14 protein-coding genes are annotated in these 16,299 nt (G+C 58.2%); 1 reads left to right on the forward strand and 13 read right to left on the reverse strand.

Annotated features, from left to right (window positions below; translation table 11 throughout):
• Positions 1-35 precede the first annotated feature (35 nt).
• The 4 genes from ACZ5K9_RS09430 to ACZ5K9_RS09445 form a co-directional block, all read right to left on the reverse strand.
• Complete coding sequence (locus ACZ5K9_RS09430; RefSeq protein ID WP_464271087.1) at positions 36-1,037, reverse strand: DUF362 domain-containing protein; 1,002 nt, start codon at positions 1,035-1,037, stop codon at positions 36-38.
• Between the two features lie 140 nt (positions 1,038-1,177).
• Positions 1,178-2,215 (reverse strand): DUF6599 family protein, encoded by a 1,038-nt coding sequence (locus ACZ5K9_RS09435; RefSeq protein WP_464271088.1) that lies wholly within the window; start codon positions 2,213-2,215, stop codon positions 1,178-1,180.
• Between the two features lie 10 nt (positions 2,216-2,225).
• Positions 2,226-2,768: a YIP1 family protein gene (locus ACZ5K9_RS09440; protein ID WP_464271089.1), complete on the reverse strand. Its 543-nt coding sequence runs from the start codon at positions 2,766-2,768 to the stop codon at positions 2,226-2,228.
• Positions 2,769-2,796: 28 nt separating this feature from the next.
• Positions 2,797-4,512, reverse strand: coding sequence for a bifunctional sulfate adenylyltransferase/adenylylsulfate kinase (locus ACZ5K9_RS09445; protein ID WP_464271090.1), 1,716 nt, complete (start codon positions 4,510-4,512; stop codon positions 2,797-2,799).
• Between the two features lie 436 nt (positions 4,513-4,948).
• On the opposite strand from ACZ5K9_RS09445, the gene ACZ5K9_RS09450 reads away from it, so the two are divergent.
• Positions 4,949-5,863, forward strand: a complete 915-nt coding sequence (locus ACZ5K9_RS09450) for a 4Fe-4S binding protein (RefSeq protein WP_464271091.1) — start codon at positions 4,949-4,951, stop codon at positions 5,861-5,863.
• Positions 5,864-5,875: 12 nt separating this feature from the next.
• Here the strand turns inward: ACZ5K9_RS09450 and ACZ5K9_RS09455 are convergent, their stop codons facing one another.
• From ACZ5K9_RS09455 to ACZ5K9_RS09495, 9 genes are all read right to left on the reverse strand, one after another.
• Positions 5,876-6,670, reverse strand: a complete 795-nt coding sequence (locus ACZ5K9_RS09455) for a carbon-nitrogen hydrolase family protein (protein WP_464271092.1) — start codon at positions 6,668-6,670, stop codon at positions 5,876-5,878.
• A gap of 1,868 nt (positions 6,671-8,538) precedes the next feature.
• Positions 8,539-8,934, reverse strand: a complete 396-nt coding sequence (locus ACZ5K9_RS09460) for an HNH endonuclease (RefSeq protein WP_464273952.1) — start codon at positions 8,932-8,934, stop codon at positions 8,539-8,541.
• Complete coding sequence (locus ACZ5K9_RS09465; protein ID WP_464271093.1) at positions 8,913-9,281, reverse strand: hypothetical protein; 369 nt, start codon at positions 9,279-9,281, stop codon at positions 8,913-8,915. Before ACZ5K9_RS09465 ends, ACZ5K9_RS09460 begins: the two co-directional genes overlap by 22 nt.
• A 7-nt stretch (positions 9,282-9,288) precedes the next feature.
• Positions 9,289-10,101, reverse strand: a complete 813-nt coding sequence (locus tag ACZ5K9_RS09470; RefSeq protein ID WP_464271094.1) for a BrxA family protein — start codon at positions 10,099-10,101, stop codon at positions 9,289-9,291.
• Between the two features lie 3 nt (positions 10,102-10,104).
• Positions 10,105-12,135, reverse strand: coding sequence for a protease Lon-related BREX system protein BrxL (gene brxL / locus ACZ5K9_RS09475; protein WP_464271095.1), 2,031 nt, complete (start codon positions 12,133-12,135; stop codon positions 10,105-10,107).
• A gap of 95 nt (positions 12,136-12,230) precedes the next feature.
• Complete coding sequence (locus ACZ5K9_RS09480; protein ID WP_464271096.1) at positions 12,231-14,771, reverse strand: PglZ domain-containing protein; 2,541 nt, start codon at positions 14,769-14,771, stop codon at positions 12,231-12,233.
• Positions 14,768-15,190: a type II toxin-antitoxin system VapC family toxin gene (locus tag ACZ5K9_RS09485; RefSeq protein WP_464271097.1), complete on the reverse strand. Its 423-nt coding sequence runs from the start codon at positions 15,188-15,190 to the stop codon at positions 14,768-14,770. The genes ACZ5K9_RS09480 and ACZ5K9_RS09485 overlap by 4 nt, the downstream gene beginning before the upstream one ends.
• Positions 15,171-15,545, reverse strand: a complete 375-nt coding sequence (locus ACZ5K9_RS09490; RefSeq protein WP_464271098.1) for a hypothetical protein — start codon at positions 15,543-15,545, stop codon at positions 15,171-15,173. Before ACZ5K9_RS09490 ends, ACZ5K9_RS09485 begins: the two co-directional genes overlap by 20 nt.
• Positions 15,546-15,549: 4 nt before the next feature.
• Positions 15,550-16,299: a TIGR04255 family protein gene (locus ACZ5K9_RS09495; protein ID WP_464271099.1), complete on the reverse strand. Its 750-nt coding sequence runs from the start codon at positions 16,297-16,299 to the stop codon at positions 15,550-15,552.

Below are 16,299 nucleotides of genomic sequence, written 5' to 3' on the forward strand. Positions count from 1 at the left end.
TCTCTCCGTGTTTTTTAAGCCGTTTCCCGCTCCTACTAAACAGAGAGGCGATGCACGGTGATCGTGCCGAGATCCAGGGATCCGGCGCCGAACGTTTGGGCACATCGGAGATACGGCAGTTTTTCCGGGTCCAACTGGAGGATCCGGGCGCCGAGAACGTCTGCCGCAACGGGATCGGGGCTCATGATCAACGTCCGGGTTTCTTTCAGGTCGGCAAGGGATCCCCCCGTCGGGCCGTTGGTCACCATGGCCGTGATCCCGTCCAGGACGACCAAAGTAGGGCGGAAAAGAGCCGCCAGTTCTCCGATGACCTCGTGCACGTGCTGGTGGAAAAGGTTCCGGGGACCTCCGAGAAGCCCATACCAGTTTTTGCAAATCATGGAGGCGCCCGCGCGATGGTGGTGTTTGACCGGAGCCAAGTTGATCACCTTGTCGGCTTCAATAAATGGCATCGCCCATGAAGGCCACCGGTGGAGGTGGCGACCCATGGGAAGCGTGACAGGTTGAAAGCGCCGAGCTTCGGGCACCCAAAGCAGCCCTCCGGCACGGCGGACCGCGTCGGCGATTCCCGTCAGGCGAAAGCAACTTGTCGGATCGTTGATCGGGTTGTCGGAAACGATGACTTGTGAGGCCCCGGCGTCCACGCAACTCCGGACGACCGCTTCGACCAGCTCCGGATGAGATGTGGCCCCAAGAGACGGTGGGCTGGCAAAGGCCGCGTTGACCTTGACGAAAACCCGGTCGTTGGCGGCGATAAAACGCTTCATGCCGCCGAGCGCCTCCAGGCCTGCGGCAAAGCACGCCGCGCGGCCGGTCCCCGAGACCACGGCCGCAGCTCTTGGTGCAGTCGGCACCGACCAATCGAAAGGGCCCTCCAAGGTTCCTGCAGGGTCGGGATGATCTGTCGGCCCGGCCCAATCGGCCAGGCTCCAACCGAGGCTCCACAAGGCGGCCAAACCCGCGCCGTAGCGCATCCCGCGGATCAAAAACCGGCGCCTCGAATGATCTAAGGTGACAGGCTGTGGAGAATGTTCCATAAGAGTCGTTTCCCGGCGTTTTCCGGCTGGGCGGCTTTCTCGATGAAATGTGGGGCCGTCCGCCCCGGCGGGGCTGGTCCGGCGCACGCCCCACCCTGATGAGACTTGGAGATTGTGATCACGTCATGCTCATGTTTTTTCTAGTTTATTTTCTCCTGTTGCGGCTCTTTCGCGCTCAGGTGTTTACGCAGCGCCGCGGCCTTCAGTTCCGCCGTTTCCCGCCGGTCCGCCTCGTGCACGCCGGCCGCATAACGCCCATGCGAAAACACCACTTCCACAAAGCCGAAAAAATCCAAAATCACCATGTCGTTATCGGGATCCGCCCCTGAGAGGCGCCGTGCCCCGCTTTCTTGGAGGAACCGCAGGAAATCCTCCGCGGCCGAACGACCGCTTCGGCCGGCTTTGCCCACCGCCAGGAACACGCTCATGGCGGATCCTTCCTCCACCACAGGTACGGCGTACGTTTCTTGAAACCCGTCATAACCGAAAGCGTTTCCGATATAAAGCACCCCCCGTTCAAAAGCTTTCATTTCCGGAGGGAATCGTTCCAAGGCGTGGAGGACGGTTTCGGCGGGTGGGATGGGTTCCATCACGGTTTGCAGGGCCGTCGTGAGCTCTGTCATCATCTCTGAGTCTTCCGTTGCAGCGATGATTTCCATGTAATAGGGACCGGCGGCGGCGCAGAGCGCGTTGGCGGCACGATACCCGAAGGTGAGCGAGGGGATCCGGACCCCGGTCGATCGCCTCTGGCGGCTGAAGACGGAAAAAGCGCTTTCCGGACTTTTCATGGTAAAAATGAAAACCTCCGCCCACAGATCGGGGTTTTTCGAGAGAGAAATTCGCTGGGTGTGCAGGGACACAAACCCCGCCTCCAGATAAAGATCGGCCTTGCCGTCGATTTTGTCCGCCAGCGTTTGAGCATCGAAGGTTTCGGGCGGCCCCGACGCCGAAAACGGCCCGGAGGAAATCTTTGACAGATCTATGAGGCTAGGCGCTGGGGGCTTGGCTTGACCTTTTGAGGTGAGGGTGAGCTCGGTGCCCTGGGTTCCCGTAAGCAGAGGCTCCTGGCGGAAAGAAACGGCCACAACCCCGGCGGCGATGCCTACCAAGAGACCGAGGAGCGTCCAGGAGAATCGGCGTTCGGCGCGGCTTGGTTGAGGCCTGGATCGTCCGGCCACGGAGAGGCTCCTAACGCGGATGGGGGTGGATGCCGAAACCGCCGAAAAGACTGAAAGCAAAGGCCAGGAGAACCGTCTGGATGACCCACCCGATGAGGCATACAGCCACGGCTCGACCTGTCCCGCTATAGTCGAGGGCTTGCCGGACGGCGACGACCATGGCTGCCAGCATCCAGACGCCGGTCACCAGCATGACGAAACTTTGGAGGCCGGGAATGATTCCCAAGACCCGGAGGACCCCCGGGGCGCTGGAAAACCCGATGGTCCGCAAAAGCTCTTGAGGGCTGCTGAGGGTCTGCGGTTCGGCCAAAAATTTGGTTCCCACAAAATAGACGATGTAGGCCCAGAGATACCACCCGGCTAAGGCCATCAGCCCCAAGGAGAGCACGCCCTTGAAGCCGCCGACGGTCATGGTGCCGATCCCTGCGGCCACGCTGGAAAGAATGACCACGGCCATGGCCTGCCCCATGCTTTTCGGATCGGCTTCCACCTCCTCGTAGAGGCTCACGTCGAGTTTCGCCGCTCGAATCATGCGCTGGATCAAAACTTCCATGGGTATCCTCCTGGAGTCGGCTTATCCCCTACTTGATGTAGCCCGCGCGTTCCAGGTAAAGCAACACCTCTTGGGCGGCTTCGTCCGGGGTGAGTTCTGTCGTGTCGATGACGACTTCCGGAGCCTGAGGGGGTTCGTAAGGGTCGTCGATGCCGGTGAAACCCTTGATAAGTCCCGCCCGGGCCTTGGCGTAGAGCCCTTTCCGATCCCGACTTTCGCACACCTCCAGGGGGGTGGCCACATAGACTTCCACGAAGCCGCCGTAGGTTTCTATTAAATTTCGGATTTGGCGCCGCGTCGCCGCGTAGGGGGCGATGGGGGCGCAGATGGCGATCCCGCGATTCTTGGTGATCTCACTGGCCACAAATCCGATCCGGCGGACGTTGATGTCTCGATGTTCCTTGGAAAAACCCAGTTCGCTGGAAAGATTGCGCCGCACCACATCCCCGTCCAACAGGGTCACCGGTCGGTTGCCCATTTCCAGAAGCCGCGCATAGAGGATCCGGGCGATGGTGGACTTTCCCGCTCCGGAAAGACCCGTGCAAAAGATGGTCAATCCTTGCTTGTGCCGGGGTGGATAGCCTCTTTGGAGTTCCTCGATGACTTCAGGAAAGCTGAACCATTCCGGGACACGTTTTCCTTCCCGCAGTCTGCGATGGAATTCTTCCAAAGACATGGATTTGATCGTGCTTCCCGGCGGCGCCTCCCGCAGCGGCATATAGGCGTCCTCTTCGAAGACATAGACCATTTCCTCGAAAGGAATGATCTCGATCCCCAAGGCGTCCTGATAGGCCATGGCCGTTTTCACGGCCGATTCCGGGTCGTAGAACCTCCGTCCGTCCGGGGTCGGCCCTGGGCTGGCATGATCCCGGCCCACGATGAAGTGAGTGCAGCCGTAGTTCTTGCGGATAATGGCGTGGAGCAACGCTTCCCGAGGGCCGGCGAGCCGCATGGCCAGAGGCAGCAGGCTGAGGATCATCATGTTGGGAGGATAATATCGGGTGAGCGCCTGATAGCACCGGATGCGCGTGTAATAGTCGATGTCTCCCGGCATGGCCCGCCGTGCCACAGGATGCAGCAGCAGGTTGGCTTTGGCACGGTCCATGGCCCTCAAGGTCATTTCGAACTGAGCCCTGTGGAGGGGGTTGCGCGTCTGAAAGCCGACGATGCGCCGCCACCCCAACTTCTTGAAAAGAGCGCGCAGTTCCTGGGGCGTATGACGCAGACGCTTGAACGCGAAATGCATGGGCAGTTGGACTCCTTCGACCGTGCCGCCCACGTAATGGGTGCCCGTGTTGTGGTAAAGGGCGTGCACTCCGGGATGGGCCGGATCCGTGGTGCCGTAGACGACCTCGGCTTCCCGCAGCTTGTCAATCGACCAAATGTCCTCCACATGGAGCACGGCGACCATGAAACCTTCCACGTCGCGCAGTGCCACGGATTGACCCGCGTCCAGCGAGCGGGCTTCAGCTTCCGACACATCGAGGCACACGGGCAAGGGCCATAGGAGGCCGCTTTGCAGTTGCATGCGGTCCAGCACCGATTCATAGTCGGCGCTGGTCATATAACCGCGCAAGGGGGAAAAGGCTCCGTTCAGGAGCAGTTCCAAATCCGCCAGTTGGCGCGCGTTGAGGGACAGACTGGGTAATTCCCGGCTCAGGTCTTTCAGGACTTGGGCGCGCTTTTGATCAACCACCAGGTTGACCAGTTCGCCGCCGTGCGCCGACAGTGTCTCATCTGTCATGGTTTCTCCTGCCGAATTCGATGTGTCGGATTTTCCGCGGATTCGCCTGATCTTCCCCATGGGCGTGGAACCGTGCCGTTTCTTTAACACGCCGCCCGAATTCGTGAAACGCAAAAGATGACATAAATCCTCCGGGCTGCCGGGCACAGGGACGGACGACCTCAGGAACCGTGAGGTTCGCGATGTCCGGCTCTCGCGCCGACATCCGAGGGCCGATGAAATCCGGAGTGGGCGATGTGTTGGAAAATGAAAGGCTCTCCGCGGGAGTCAATGACGCGGGCGGGCTCTCACAGGTCCACCCCGTCGCCCTTGGCGCCGTTTTCCATTGTGCTCCAATGGGATTCCATAATGTGCAGGAAACGAGGCCGGTCCACAACACATCCCCAATGGCACGGAGAGCGGGTAATCCTGGCCTTGCAAAGGATCTTTGCGTAACATGTGCGGTGTTGCTCAGGCGATGGGGAGGGGGGCGCTCAGAAATGTCAACGAAAAGGTGAGGATATCCCATGTGCCGATTCTGCCACCAACACGGGGAAGGAAAAAATGGTACCACAATGCGGCGCATTACGCCGAAGATCTCCTCAATGATTTGGAGCGACGTCGTTATATCATGGAGTTTATTCGAGACGTCGCCACGGACAAGGCGGATCGGTTGGAACATACGTTTCAACGGGCCATGAAAGTGCCTTCTTGGTTAAGAGCACTCGGATACCGGTATTATGAACAGCGCTATCGCCGCGACCACTTCGGCCAGGTCGTTCCCAAGGAAGACCTTCAGGAAGTCTACGAGCGGGCTAGTGCTATCGTCCGTCTGCCGTGCGTATGCCGAAAGAGCAGCACGGGTGTCAAAGAGGCCCGTTATTGTATCGGATTGACTTTGGACCCGGAGAAGATTCTCGATATCCGGGACGCCTTCCTCGAAACCTTCCAATTTGGACCTTACGTCGAACCCTTTGAGCGGCTCACGGCGCCCCAGGCCACAGCACTGACCGAGACGTTTGAAAAAGAAGGGCTGATCCACACCATCTGGACCTTCAAAACCCCTTTCATCGGGGCGGTGTGCAACTGCGACCGGGCGGATTGTTTGGCCATGAAGGCTTACCAGTACGGGTTTCACCTGTTTTTCCGCGCAGAGTTTGTGGCCTGTATCGATGAGACACGCTGCATCGGGTGCCGACGGTGCATCACGGCCTGCCAGTTCGGCGCTCTGGGCTATTCCGCCTACCGCCGGACCGCCTTTGTGGACGTGCTTCGGTGCTATGGGTGCGGCATCTGCCGCGCTCAGTGCGAGCAGGAGGCCATCCGTCTGGAAGACCGGGCCGCGCACCGCTTGGCCTCTCGGCTTTGGTAAGCGGCCGAATCCTCAAAACAGGTCCCTTCGACGATTTGCAAGGGAAGGGAGTTTTTCCCGAACGGATCGGATGCGTCCGATGGAGATGCAGGCGTGGATGCAGTCTTCCCCTTCGGCGGCCGAAGCAATGGGAATCCCGAAGGGATCGAAGATCGTGCTGCGGCCGCAGAAGGCGGTGCCGATCAGGTTGCACCCGGCCACGTAAAACGTGTTTTCAACAGCTCGCGCTCGAAGCAGCGTGAGCCAGTGCTCTTCCTTTACTGACCCCTGATACCATGCCGAGGGCACAATCACCAGGTCGGCCTTTTGGTCGGCAAGATATCGGAAGAGCTCAGGAAAACGAAGATCATAGCAGATCGCGATTCCCACTCGCAGGCCGTGAAGAGAAACGACGGGAGGCGGCTGATCGCCCGGCCTCATGGTGGCCGATTCACGCACGTTCAACGCATCAAAAAGGTGGAGTTTCCGATACGTGGCAAGGATGTGGCCGTCAGAGCCGAAAAGGACCGCCGTGTTGTAGGCCCTCTCGGGGTCCGGGGAGGGTTCCCACCCCCCGGCCGTGATGGCCATTTGGAACGCCTTGGCCAGAGCGCTCATTTCCCCGAAAAAATCCACCGAAGCATCGCGGAGGATCTGCACAGGCGGGCGACCGGAGGATGGGAGGGCTTGAAACATTTCCGGGAAAACGAGAAGCTGCGCGCCTTTTTCCTTCGCCGTCCGGGCGTAGCGACGGGCCTTTTCCAGGTTTCGGGCGGGATCAGGGCTCCCTTCCACTTGCGCCAGGGCCACGGTGAGGGTCGCATCCATTTCGAACACACCTTTCATTTCACGAGACACGAACGGTTGAAAAAAACCTTAATCCGTGAAACTGCGACGATGCGTGAAATTGTCATAACTAGAATATGATGGAGATACTGAGACACTTTTGTGTTGAAGGGGTTCGTGTCCCATTTTCACCCCGAAGGCACATCGACTCGGACGTCTGAAGGTCAGCCCACGTCATCTCGTTTTCACCGATCCAGGTTTTTCCTAAACCGATAGGTGGTGCCTCGGGTGATGTTTCGAGAAAGGAGTATAAACCTTTTGTTGATATCGCAAAAGGACAGGCGCCCACAAAAAAAACAAATCCATTATGACCCCGTTCTTGTCCACCGTCATGGCTGAAGTGCGTCCCGTGGGGGGCGACCAAACAGGTCACAACAGCCACGGCGGCTTTGTACTCTAAGGGACACCTGGATGTGGGGCCCGCGGGGGACATGTCATGATCCTGGAGACGGCGATGCGCTTCTCCCGTCCTCTTGCCCGAGAGTTCCTGGGCATCTTCGGCTCCCAGGGCGATGAGAGCCCTCTCTTTGACGGCCGGGATTCTGACGCTCGGAACCCGGCACCGCCGGCGGCAGACCAACCCCATGCAGCAGGCCGTCCATGAGAAGAGCCGACTGATGTGGTGGATATCGGCGTGCAGTCCCGTGGGATGGACTCCTTCCGGGCGGGCAAAAGAAGTGACAGTGTTCGGAAAAACTCTTTATTGTGGATATCGTCGCAAGTCTTTACGAACCTGGGACATTCGGCCGGGTCGGCAGAACCCGCTTGTCCTGAAAAGCTCTCTCAACATGTGGGGGAACCTTGATTGCAACTGCGGGCTTCATGGAGATGGATTTTCATCCCGGAACGGGATTTTCTTGAGATGCGCACCTGAAGATGATCCGCCGTGATGAATTGGTCTGAAAACGCCGCGGCGCACCTAACGTTTTGAAAGCCGTTGAACTTCTTCATTCATGGAAGCGGGAAAAAGCATAGGATCCATGGGGCCGCGGGCCAAAACGTTCTCCAAGGGGCCAGAGACCCCGGCTTCGTGACCGACGATGTTTCCTTGGCGGGTTTCCATCGGCGTGTCTCCGGTGGCCGTGGGAGCCATTCCCACGAGCGGCCGACGGACACGGAAAGACGCTCATGCATACCGGCATTCTTCGAAACTCCTTCCACGCCCGGGCGGCCCGCCGTGGCGTTGTCGTCGCGACGCACGACATCCGTGACGCGACGCACCCGTTCGCGTCCGGCGCGGAGCGCAGATGGGCGATGGTCTGGATGCGTGAGGACCTCAGCACACTCCGCGAAAGGACCCTCACTGCCCTCGCATACACGGGACGCCTGAGGCTGAAGCCCTATCATTGCGCAAGATAACTCGCAGTGCGGAGAAGGGAATCACCCTCATGCAGAACCGGAACCTCCGACCTGAAAAACCGTCGGGGGTGCAACGTCAAACCAATGATGCGAGCTCGCCGTTCTTCACGCAGCGTTCCTCAACCGGACGTGCGTGCCCGCGATCACCCCGAATCCCTCGTGGAAAATCCTAAGACTCCCCTTTCAGGCCCTCTTTTCGGCCCTAGACCATCGGCTTCAGGAATTGCTGATCACCGGCCCGGGGAAGTCCGCTCCATTGACCTTCCGGCCGCCTTCGGTGCCGGGTGTCACGTTGTAAGTTTTGGGCTTCGGAATCTTCATGACTCCTGCTTTGAGTGGGTTTTCTTTGCCCTTCCTCGGACCGCGGCAATAATCCGATCAATGCACCCGTCGAAATCCTCCTCGAGTTCATGCTGCCACAGGCGGATCACGGAGAAACGCTTGTGGGGGAGCATAAAGCCTTTCTGCTTCCAAATCATTTTCTCCGGTGTTTAAGAGCGAAAAACATTCTTCCGATGCCAATTAAGACAATCTTTTGAAGGCAGGAACCTGACCGGCAATCTTATCTCTTGGTTATGGAAACAAGCGATTTGGCCCTCAATGACGGGATCTTGTCGAGATAGCAACTCTTTGGATATCAAAACCTTCATGTCAGAATCTATGGTAATAAACCCCTTGTCGAGCAATCGGTCAAAGGTGGCGCTCTGACAAAGCCCTTTTGTCGGGTCAGTTCGTTTGCCTTCATCAATACTCCAAGGGACGATGTGACTGGCGATCAAACACTCTGTAACACGAATTCCTGTGACGCAGCACGTTGAGTTGTAGCCACTAAGAACTGCCTCACGAAAGAAGCTCTGATGAATCCTTACCTTGGTCTCACGGACCAGTTCACTGGGCCATCAGGCCTTCGTAATTGAATCAAGCAGTTATGTCTTAGAAACGCCTCCCGCAATTTTGCGGCTTCCAAAACAAGGTCGTTCCAACTTTGGTGGAATTCATCCCATATTTCTTTGTCTAGCTTGCTGGCATGTATTATGCCGGAAATACCGCTGCGTCGTAGCTCTGGATCAAAAGCACCGAAATTCCCCAGCTTGCGGGCCACGGAAGAAGGAGTGCGACCTATGAGCGCGGCCAATTCCTGTACTTTGGGGTTACTTGCTTTGGTCTGTTGGAAAGGGATGCGGCAGTAGAGGTCAAAGGCAAGGATTAGTTCCTCTTCTTCCACACTGGACATGATGATCTCAACCACGCCCATTGAACTGACGATTTAAACTTAACGTAATCATGAGACTTTCCATGGATCTAACTTTCCAGTTGAAGCAAACCACACTTCCAGCCTGTTGAACAAGCAGCCCCATTTCTTCACCTAAAAAATGCAACCTTTCTAGAACGCTCTTCCTTTCCAGACCGAACACATTCCAATCCGGGTGATCCACAATTCCCGAATCTGAGAACCCCTCCTCTTTGAGTATTCGAGCGAGGATAACCATCATTCCGTCGGATATTCGATAGTCAATGAGTTCCCTTTTGCCCTTTCGGGGTTCTCGAATAAAATCGACTTCTCGCAGAAAACATAGCAATCCCCGCGCCACTTTTCTGCTTACCTGATCCGACCAAGGCCTATCGATTTTGCCGTCCGTTATGGCTTCCGAGAAAAAGAGGAGAACATTCGAGATATCCAGAGAAAACCTGCCGCGCCGAACAGAGGGCCAAAATTCGTGAACCACGAAGTCGTGCAACAGCGGGTCATTCCGTGAGGAATACAGAAGAACAAGTTCCTTAAACACAGCAGGCTGTAAGTTGCATTCTATAGCCCTTTTCAGCACCCTAGCAGGCTGGTCATCAGGTTTTAAATAGCGCCGAATGAAAACCCTTCGAACTATATCCCTCACCCGGTATGCAGTGGCTTTGCCCAAAAGTCCTTCTTGTTCGACACGTCTCGCAAAGGCATCAGCCGGCTCACCAAACTGCCAGTGCGTAAGCAAGGTCCGCGTCTCCTCCAACAGTGCAGCGCCCTTGCAGATCGCGATGGTGTAACGCTTTCCCTCGGGCATCCTTTACATCTCCAACGTCTTGAGCACGGCCCGGTCTACATCGCCGTAGAACACCACGTCCAGGCGTTCGATCACATCCTCCGGCAGCCCGGCGAACTGCGTTTTGTTGGAAACGGGGACCAGGGCGCGAAGAGCCCCTGATTCAAGCGCCAGTTGCAGGGGTTCGGCGATGGAAGCCGGTCCCTTGATGTTCCCCTGGATGGTCAGGTCGCCGAGGATGACCGTGCCGGCCTGCACTTGTCGGTTGCGGATCGCGGAGATCATGGCGGCGAAAAACGCCACACCGCAGGGACAGTCGATGCGGCCGCCGGACAGGTCCACGGCTTCGGCATAGATGTCTTTCTGCGCCAGCACCTGTGTGAGCCCGAGCTTGTCCTTGACGCTCTGCAGATAACTGAAAGCCCGGTTGAGGGATTCTTTCAGTGATTTCTCGAGGCCCGTCGGGGTCCGGAGCTTGCCCGTACCCGCCGTCAATGTGACCTCGAGCCTGAACAAAGCGACCTTGGCTTCGGAATCCACCGCGGCCGTGTAAACCGTTCCGGGAGGCAAAGGGTCCTGCGAAATGACGCCGGCACCCCCTTGCTCGGGGACGCCCACGGACCGTTCGGTGTCGTCCTCAAGATCGATGTAAGAGAAACTTGTCTTGTAGAATTCGAACGAACCGCGTTTCTTGAGCTGTTCCTTGACCCGGCGGCGTCCCTCCAAGGCCAGCTCGACGTACTCCGTGAGTTCCTCCTTCGTCCAGCCTCCGCCCGGGTGGAGGATTTTGAGAAGGCCGCTCACCGTCTTTTTGGCTGCCGTTGCGTCCCTGCCTTCAACGTGCGATCCGAAACGGAAGACCCGCTCGGCCTCGTCGAAGCGGTTTTGTTTTCTGAGCGCCCGGAACGCTTCGGCCAGATAATCGGTGACGAAACCGTAGTGAAACGTGAGCATGTCTTTCGAATTCTTCGGAACTTCCCAGCCGGGCAGGTAGAAGTGCATCCGGTCGAGCAGGGCCAGATCGAACTCCTTCGGTAAGGGCTGGAAAAGGTCCGTGGCCGAGTTCTGGACCAGACTCTCCACAGGTTGGTTGAGGTTGCCGATGAACACCAAGGAAGCGTCCGCCAGCACCTGGGTGATCCCGCGGCTGAAACGGCCGTTGGCCATGTAATCCTTCATGATTTGAACAACGTCGGGATCGGTGATTTTCATACCGCCGACTTCGTCGAAGGCCACGACGTCCCAATGCCCCACGAGCCCGACCTGTCTCCGCGCGTTGTTGTAGAACAGGTTTGCCGTGCTCGCCTTGCCACCGGAGAGCAGCATGCAGTAGGGAGACATCTCGCTGAAGGCGTAGGATTTTCCTGTGCCGCGCGGCCCGAGCTCGATGAAGTTGTAGTTTTTCTCCACAAACGGGATGAAGCGGGTGAGCAGGAGAAGTTTCAGCCGGCGCTCCATGCGCAGGGGCTCCAACCCGACGCTCCGAAGAAGGAGATTCATCCACTCGTCCCTTGTCATTCTGCTCCGCCCCTCCAAATACTCCTCCAGATCGAAGCGGGCGAGCTGGATGGGCTTCAAATCGACGATGTGGAAAGGACTGTCTCTTTTTCCCTCTTCGGACACCCTGAATTCCAGGTCGATAACGGCCCAGATGCCGCCCTCAAGCAGCCGCTCGTACCGTCGATGGAATTCCTCGGGGATGTGGATCTTGGCGTATCCGAAATGGTCCATGGACGCCCAGTACTTGTTTTCGCTCGGGAGGAATCGGACTTCGACGCGGTCGATGAACCGATGCCTGCCTTTCCGCTCGACCATGGACTGGGCCTTGTTCGCCTCATCATGCCGGAAGTAATTCGTCGTCAAAGTTTCTTTGACGGCGTCCACGCCGATGCGGATTTCCTCGTCGTCGTCCGAGGCGCAGTATTTGCCCAAGAGGTACTCGAGCACATAGGACGGAACGTTCTCGCCGCCTTTGATCTGATGCAGAAGGTCCTTGCGCACCACTTTCCCGGCGAACACGACCGTTGCTTTCTTGTCCAGATCGTCCTGGTCCATATTTCCTCCCGACGGCGACCGGCCGGTGACAAGCGCTGTTCAGACTGAGCACCGACCGGACGCAACCCGCCCATTCCCTTGCGCCCGCCGCCCTCTCAATCAAGAATCGCGTTTTTCAACTTCCGCTTCGCCCACACCAGGCGCGTCTGCGGGTCGATCACCCGGATTTCAATCTCCGCCCCGTCGAAATCCGGGTCGATCAACACAGGAACGGGTGTTTCCCGGCCCGCCTCCAGGGTCACTTCACGGGTCTTTTCGTCCCGTGCCTCGCAGTCGGCGGCTTCGCCGACCGCCTTGGCCTTCGCACCCGAACCGTCATAGGCCTCGATGCGCACACGAATCGGAAGATACCCGTGAATCGACATCTGCTTGACCACATACACCACGGTCAAACCGATGACCCGGCTGGTGAACTTGTCCGAACGGTAGCGAATCTCGATCTCCGGCTTTCCGGCGGAGACCGGTTTCTCCCCTCCGGCCCGGAACACGACCACCGGCACGACTGCTTCCTGCAGGCTCAATCCGCCGTGGAAGTAGCCGTCGCCCTCCGAAAAAACACGGAACCCGACGGGCAGACAGATTTCCTGCACATCGCCTTGGATCCCGACATGGGCCGCCTTCAGGGTGATGGTCCCCGCCGCACGGGAAAGCCCCGAACCCAAGAGGCAGCGACGCTTGTTCTCCAACCAGCCGCCGGGCGGAGGTTGGACCACATCGCCCGCCGGGATTTCCGGCAGCATCATGTGGCCGTGGTCGGCGCTGATCACCACACGGTCGACCCCCTGGGAAACCGCCCACCGGACCGCGGCTGCGATATCCCCGATCACGTCTGAGAGGTAGCGCCGGGCGCGCCAGGCACCGAGGTTCTCGGCCACCGTGTCCGGGTCCTGGGTCCGCACCACAAAGAGCTCCGCTTTCTTCAGGTTGGCGGCGGCCTTTTTCGGCGAGCCGAGCAGGTCGTCCAAGGTGGTCTCGAAAAACCGGTCGCCGTAAGTGTCGGCCAACAGCTTCATACGGTCCGCCGATGTCTTCAGCAGGCGGGTTCCGAGGGCCGGGACAAGGCCCCCGTCTTTCTCGACAAGCCGGAGCATTCCGTCCGCACCCGGCATGAGCGCCGCCATGCCGCAGCCGGTCACCGTCGGGACAACCCCCGCGGCGTGGCTGACGTGGACTTCGCCCGTTCCCGCCAAGGCCTCGCCCAAATCGCGGCCCATTTCGTAGCGGAGGGAATCCACCATGAAGAACGCGGTTTTCTCGCGGCGTTCCAGCAACGGGGCCACATGTTCGTCGAAAATACGGGTCTGCCTCGACGCTCCGTCCGGCGGCCAGCCCTCCGCTTGAACCGCCGCGAGGAAAGCATCCTGCAAGGCCGTGACGGCTTCGCGGTAGCGGCGGCGACAGAGGTCGACGACCGGGGCGATGACGTCATCGTCGGTGCAGGCGGTGAAGGCTGTTTCAAACAGGCGCGACGCCCGGTCGAGGTCCGACCAACCGCCTTCGGTGTAAGCGCTCATCAGAGTCGTGAGGTTCTCTTTCCCGGTCAAGCCTCCCGAAACCGCGGCGGCGGATTCGATCATTGCGGCCGCCCTTTCAAGCGCCGTCCAAGCCGGCGACCTCTGCGGGTCGTGCCGCCAGATGGAACCTTTCCCTTTCTCGATCACGGTTCGCGCGGCCTCAATGTTCCCGGCGACGACAAGCTCGACCGCACGGCCGAGCAGACGCCGTTCCTCGAAGGGGAAGGTGTCGCGTCCGCCGGGGTCGAAATCCTTCGGCATGAGGTTCGGAAGGCGGAGTCCGCTTTCGATCCCCTGCGCCAGCTCGACATAGGTTTCACGCAGACCCGTGTCGCTGCGCATCCTGTCGCAGGCCGCAAAGACCACGGGCTTGGCTTCGACGCCGGCGCGCGGCACGGCGCTCAAGGCGTCGGGAACGCTTTCCGGGAGATCGAACACGAACTCGCTGAAGAAGATATATTCGGCGGCTTTCGGCCTCAGCACACTCCAATCGCGGCCGCCGCCGGTGGGTTTGAACCCGACGGCTGCGTCAAGCAACCGCAGCAGCTCATCGACGCAGCCCGGCTTGGCGGCGGCTTCCTTTGCTTTGGCCGTGTCGCAGAGGGCCGCGGCGATGATTTCCGCAGGGGTTTCCGTCCGGAAAACGTCGTTAAGCAGCGGCCAACGCTGCGTCTTTTCCAAACCGTCCAGAAGTGCGATGTCCGGTTTTCCCTCGCGGAAAAGCCTTGTGATCTCGTCGGCCTTGTCCGGCATGGCCTGGCGGGCGAGCGATTCGATCTTCTGGTCTTCGGCGTCGCCGAAGGGAGCGCCCGCCATGGCGTAGACCTCGAAGGGGTCCCGCATTTTCTCTTCCTCGCCCGCGCCCCGGCGGCGCGGTATGTAGATGAGCAGGCAACGGTCCCGTTCGGCCGGGTTCTCGGATTCGTTCATCAGCCGGTAAATCTCGTCGGCCCGGCGGCGGGTCTTAAGGACGGAGGCTTCGGCGGACAACACCTCGCAGTTCGGCGCGTTGAACTCCGCGGCGAAGGACTTGAAGTCCCCTTCGGCGTCGTACCAGACCACGATGCGGCGGTCGCCCAACAGATCGACAATCTTCTTGTGCAGGAACGAGGTGAACTTCATCGGGCGGCCTCGGCTTCAGAATGAATTGAAACCACCTTGACTTCTTCAACCTTGCACATCGGCTTCGTCGGTTTTTCCATCGTGACGAATTCGTCCACACCGGCGACCGCGGCGGCCCCGATGTGTAGAGCGTCAATCGGAGTCATGTCATATTTCGAAGCCATAGCGAGCGCACGGCTGGTCAGATCAGAAGAGGTTTCCAGATTCTCTGCGGCTCCGTCAAAGACCGTCTGCATGAACTCAACTTCTTCCTGCCGTTTGTGGAATGTCGGTTTCGGCAGGACCTCGAGGCGCAGATAATCGCTCACCACCAACTTCCTCCCTGGGTCATCCAGCACCCGCAGGGCTCTTTGAGCAACCTGTTCCTCTCCTCGAAATGCGGCGATAAGGACGTTTGCGTCAATATAGGTCCTTTTCATCTTCTTCTAATTCTCCCCGGCGTCGTTTGACTTCATCGAGCACCTCTTCTTCGGAAAGCAGTCTTATTCCTGAAACCACGGCTTTAGTGCGCAAAGCATAAAGTCTCTTGCCTAAGTCCGTCCTTGGCGTGAATACCAGCTCCCACTCGGATAAAGAGACCTTCGTCGACTGACAGGTGCTTATTTTCTTTTCAACCGGCATAATGAAAACCATATTAGGAACGGCAGGCTCCCTGGGAGTGCCTTCACGACTCCTATTCGCAACACCCAGCCAGTCCTCCCAAGAAAACGGAAACAGACTGCTTCCGGTCATGCGACCTGAAATCTCGTTCGTCAAAGCCATTGTTCCAGTCATATGCTCACCCTTCGTATTCCGGTTCCAAAGCTTCAATCGTTTCCGGTTTTAAGATATTGAAAAACATTTTCTTGCATGAGGCATGAACTTCATCAAGTCTTTGATCAAGGACATCCCATGACTCACCGTCCGCCATGGGCTTGATGCTGTCAATGTCTACGAGAACGCCTTTAAGCCGACCTTCCATTCCCGGTAGACCTACTTCCGCAGGCGAGATGATTTGGACAATATGAACCAAATCGCCCTCCTTGATTTCCGTTCTCAGTTGAACAGGTTTTGCGGCCAACTCGTATTTCCCCATTCTTAGATCAAGATTCAGATGGGCAAGACCGACGGGTTTTTCCAACTCAATCAGGTCTATGTATTTGAGAGAGAATCTTTCCAACCGGTCGACCAACCCTGTTTCCTGAACCGCTTTGGCGAGTTCGCGTATATCGGCGGAAAACTTCGACCATCCGGAATAAGGCCGGCGACAGCTCAATGAGACGACGCGATCACCGATCTGGACGATCTGATTGGAGCCTTCAAGTCGAATTTTCGGAACATACCGTAAGTTCGGGTCATGCTCGATGATAGGGGCCGGTATGTCCGCAACGGGTAACTTGGAAGCCGTATCGTATTTGCCGGGAAACGTTTTGAAAAGCATTCCCGGAAGCAAGTCGGCCACCGGGGATTTAGCGCCGGGGAAGCGGATTTCCCATATCGCTTCAAGCAGAGGCTCTTTCTTGAGCCTTACGGGGATTCTGTTGTTCAT

The organism is Desulfosoma profundi (genome assembly GCF_055387865.1).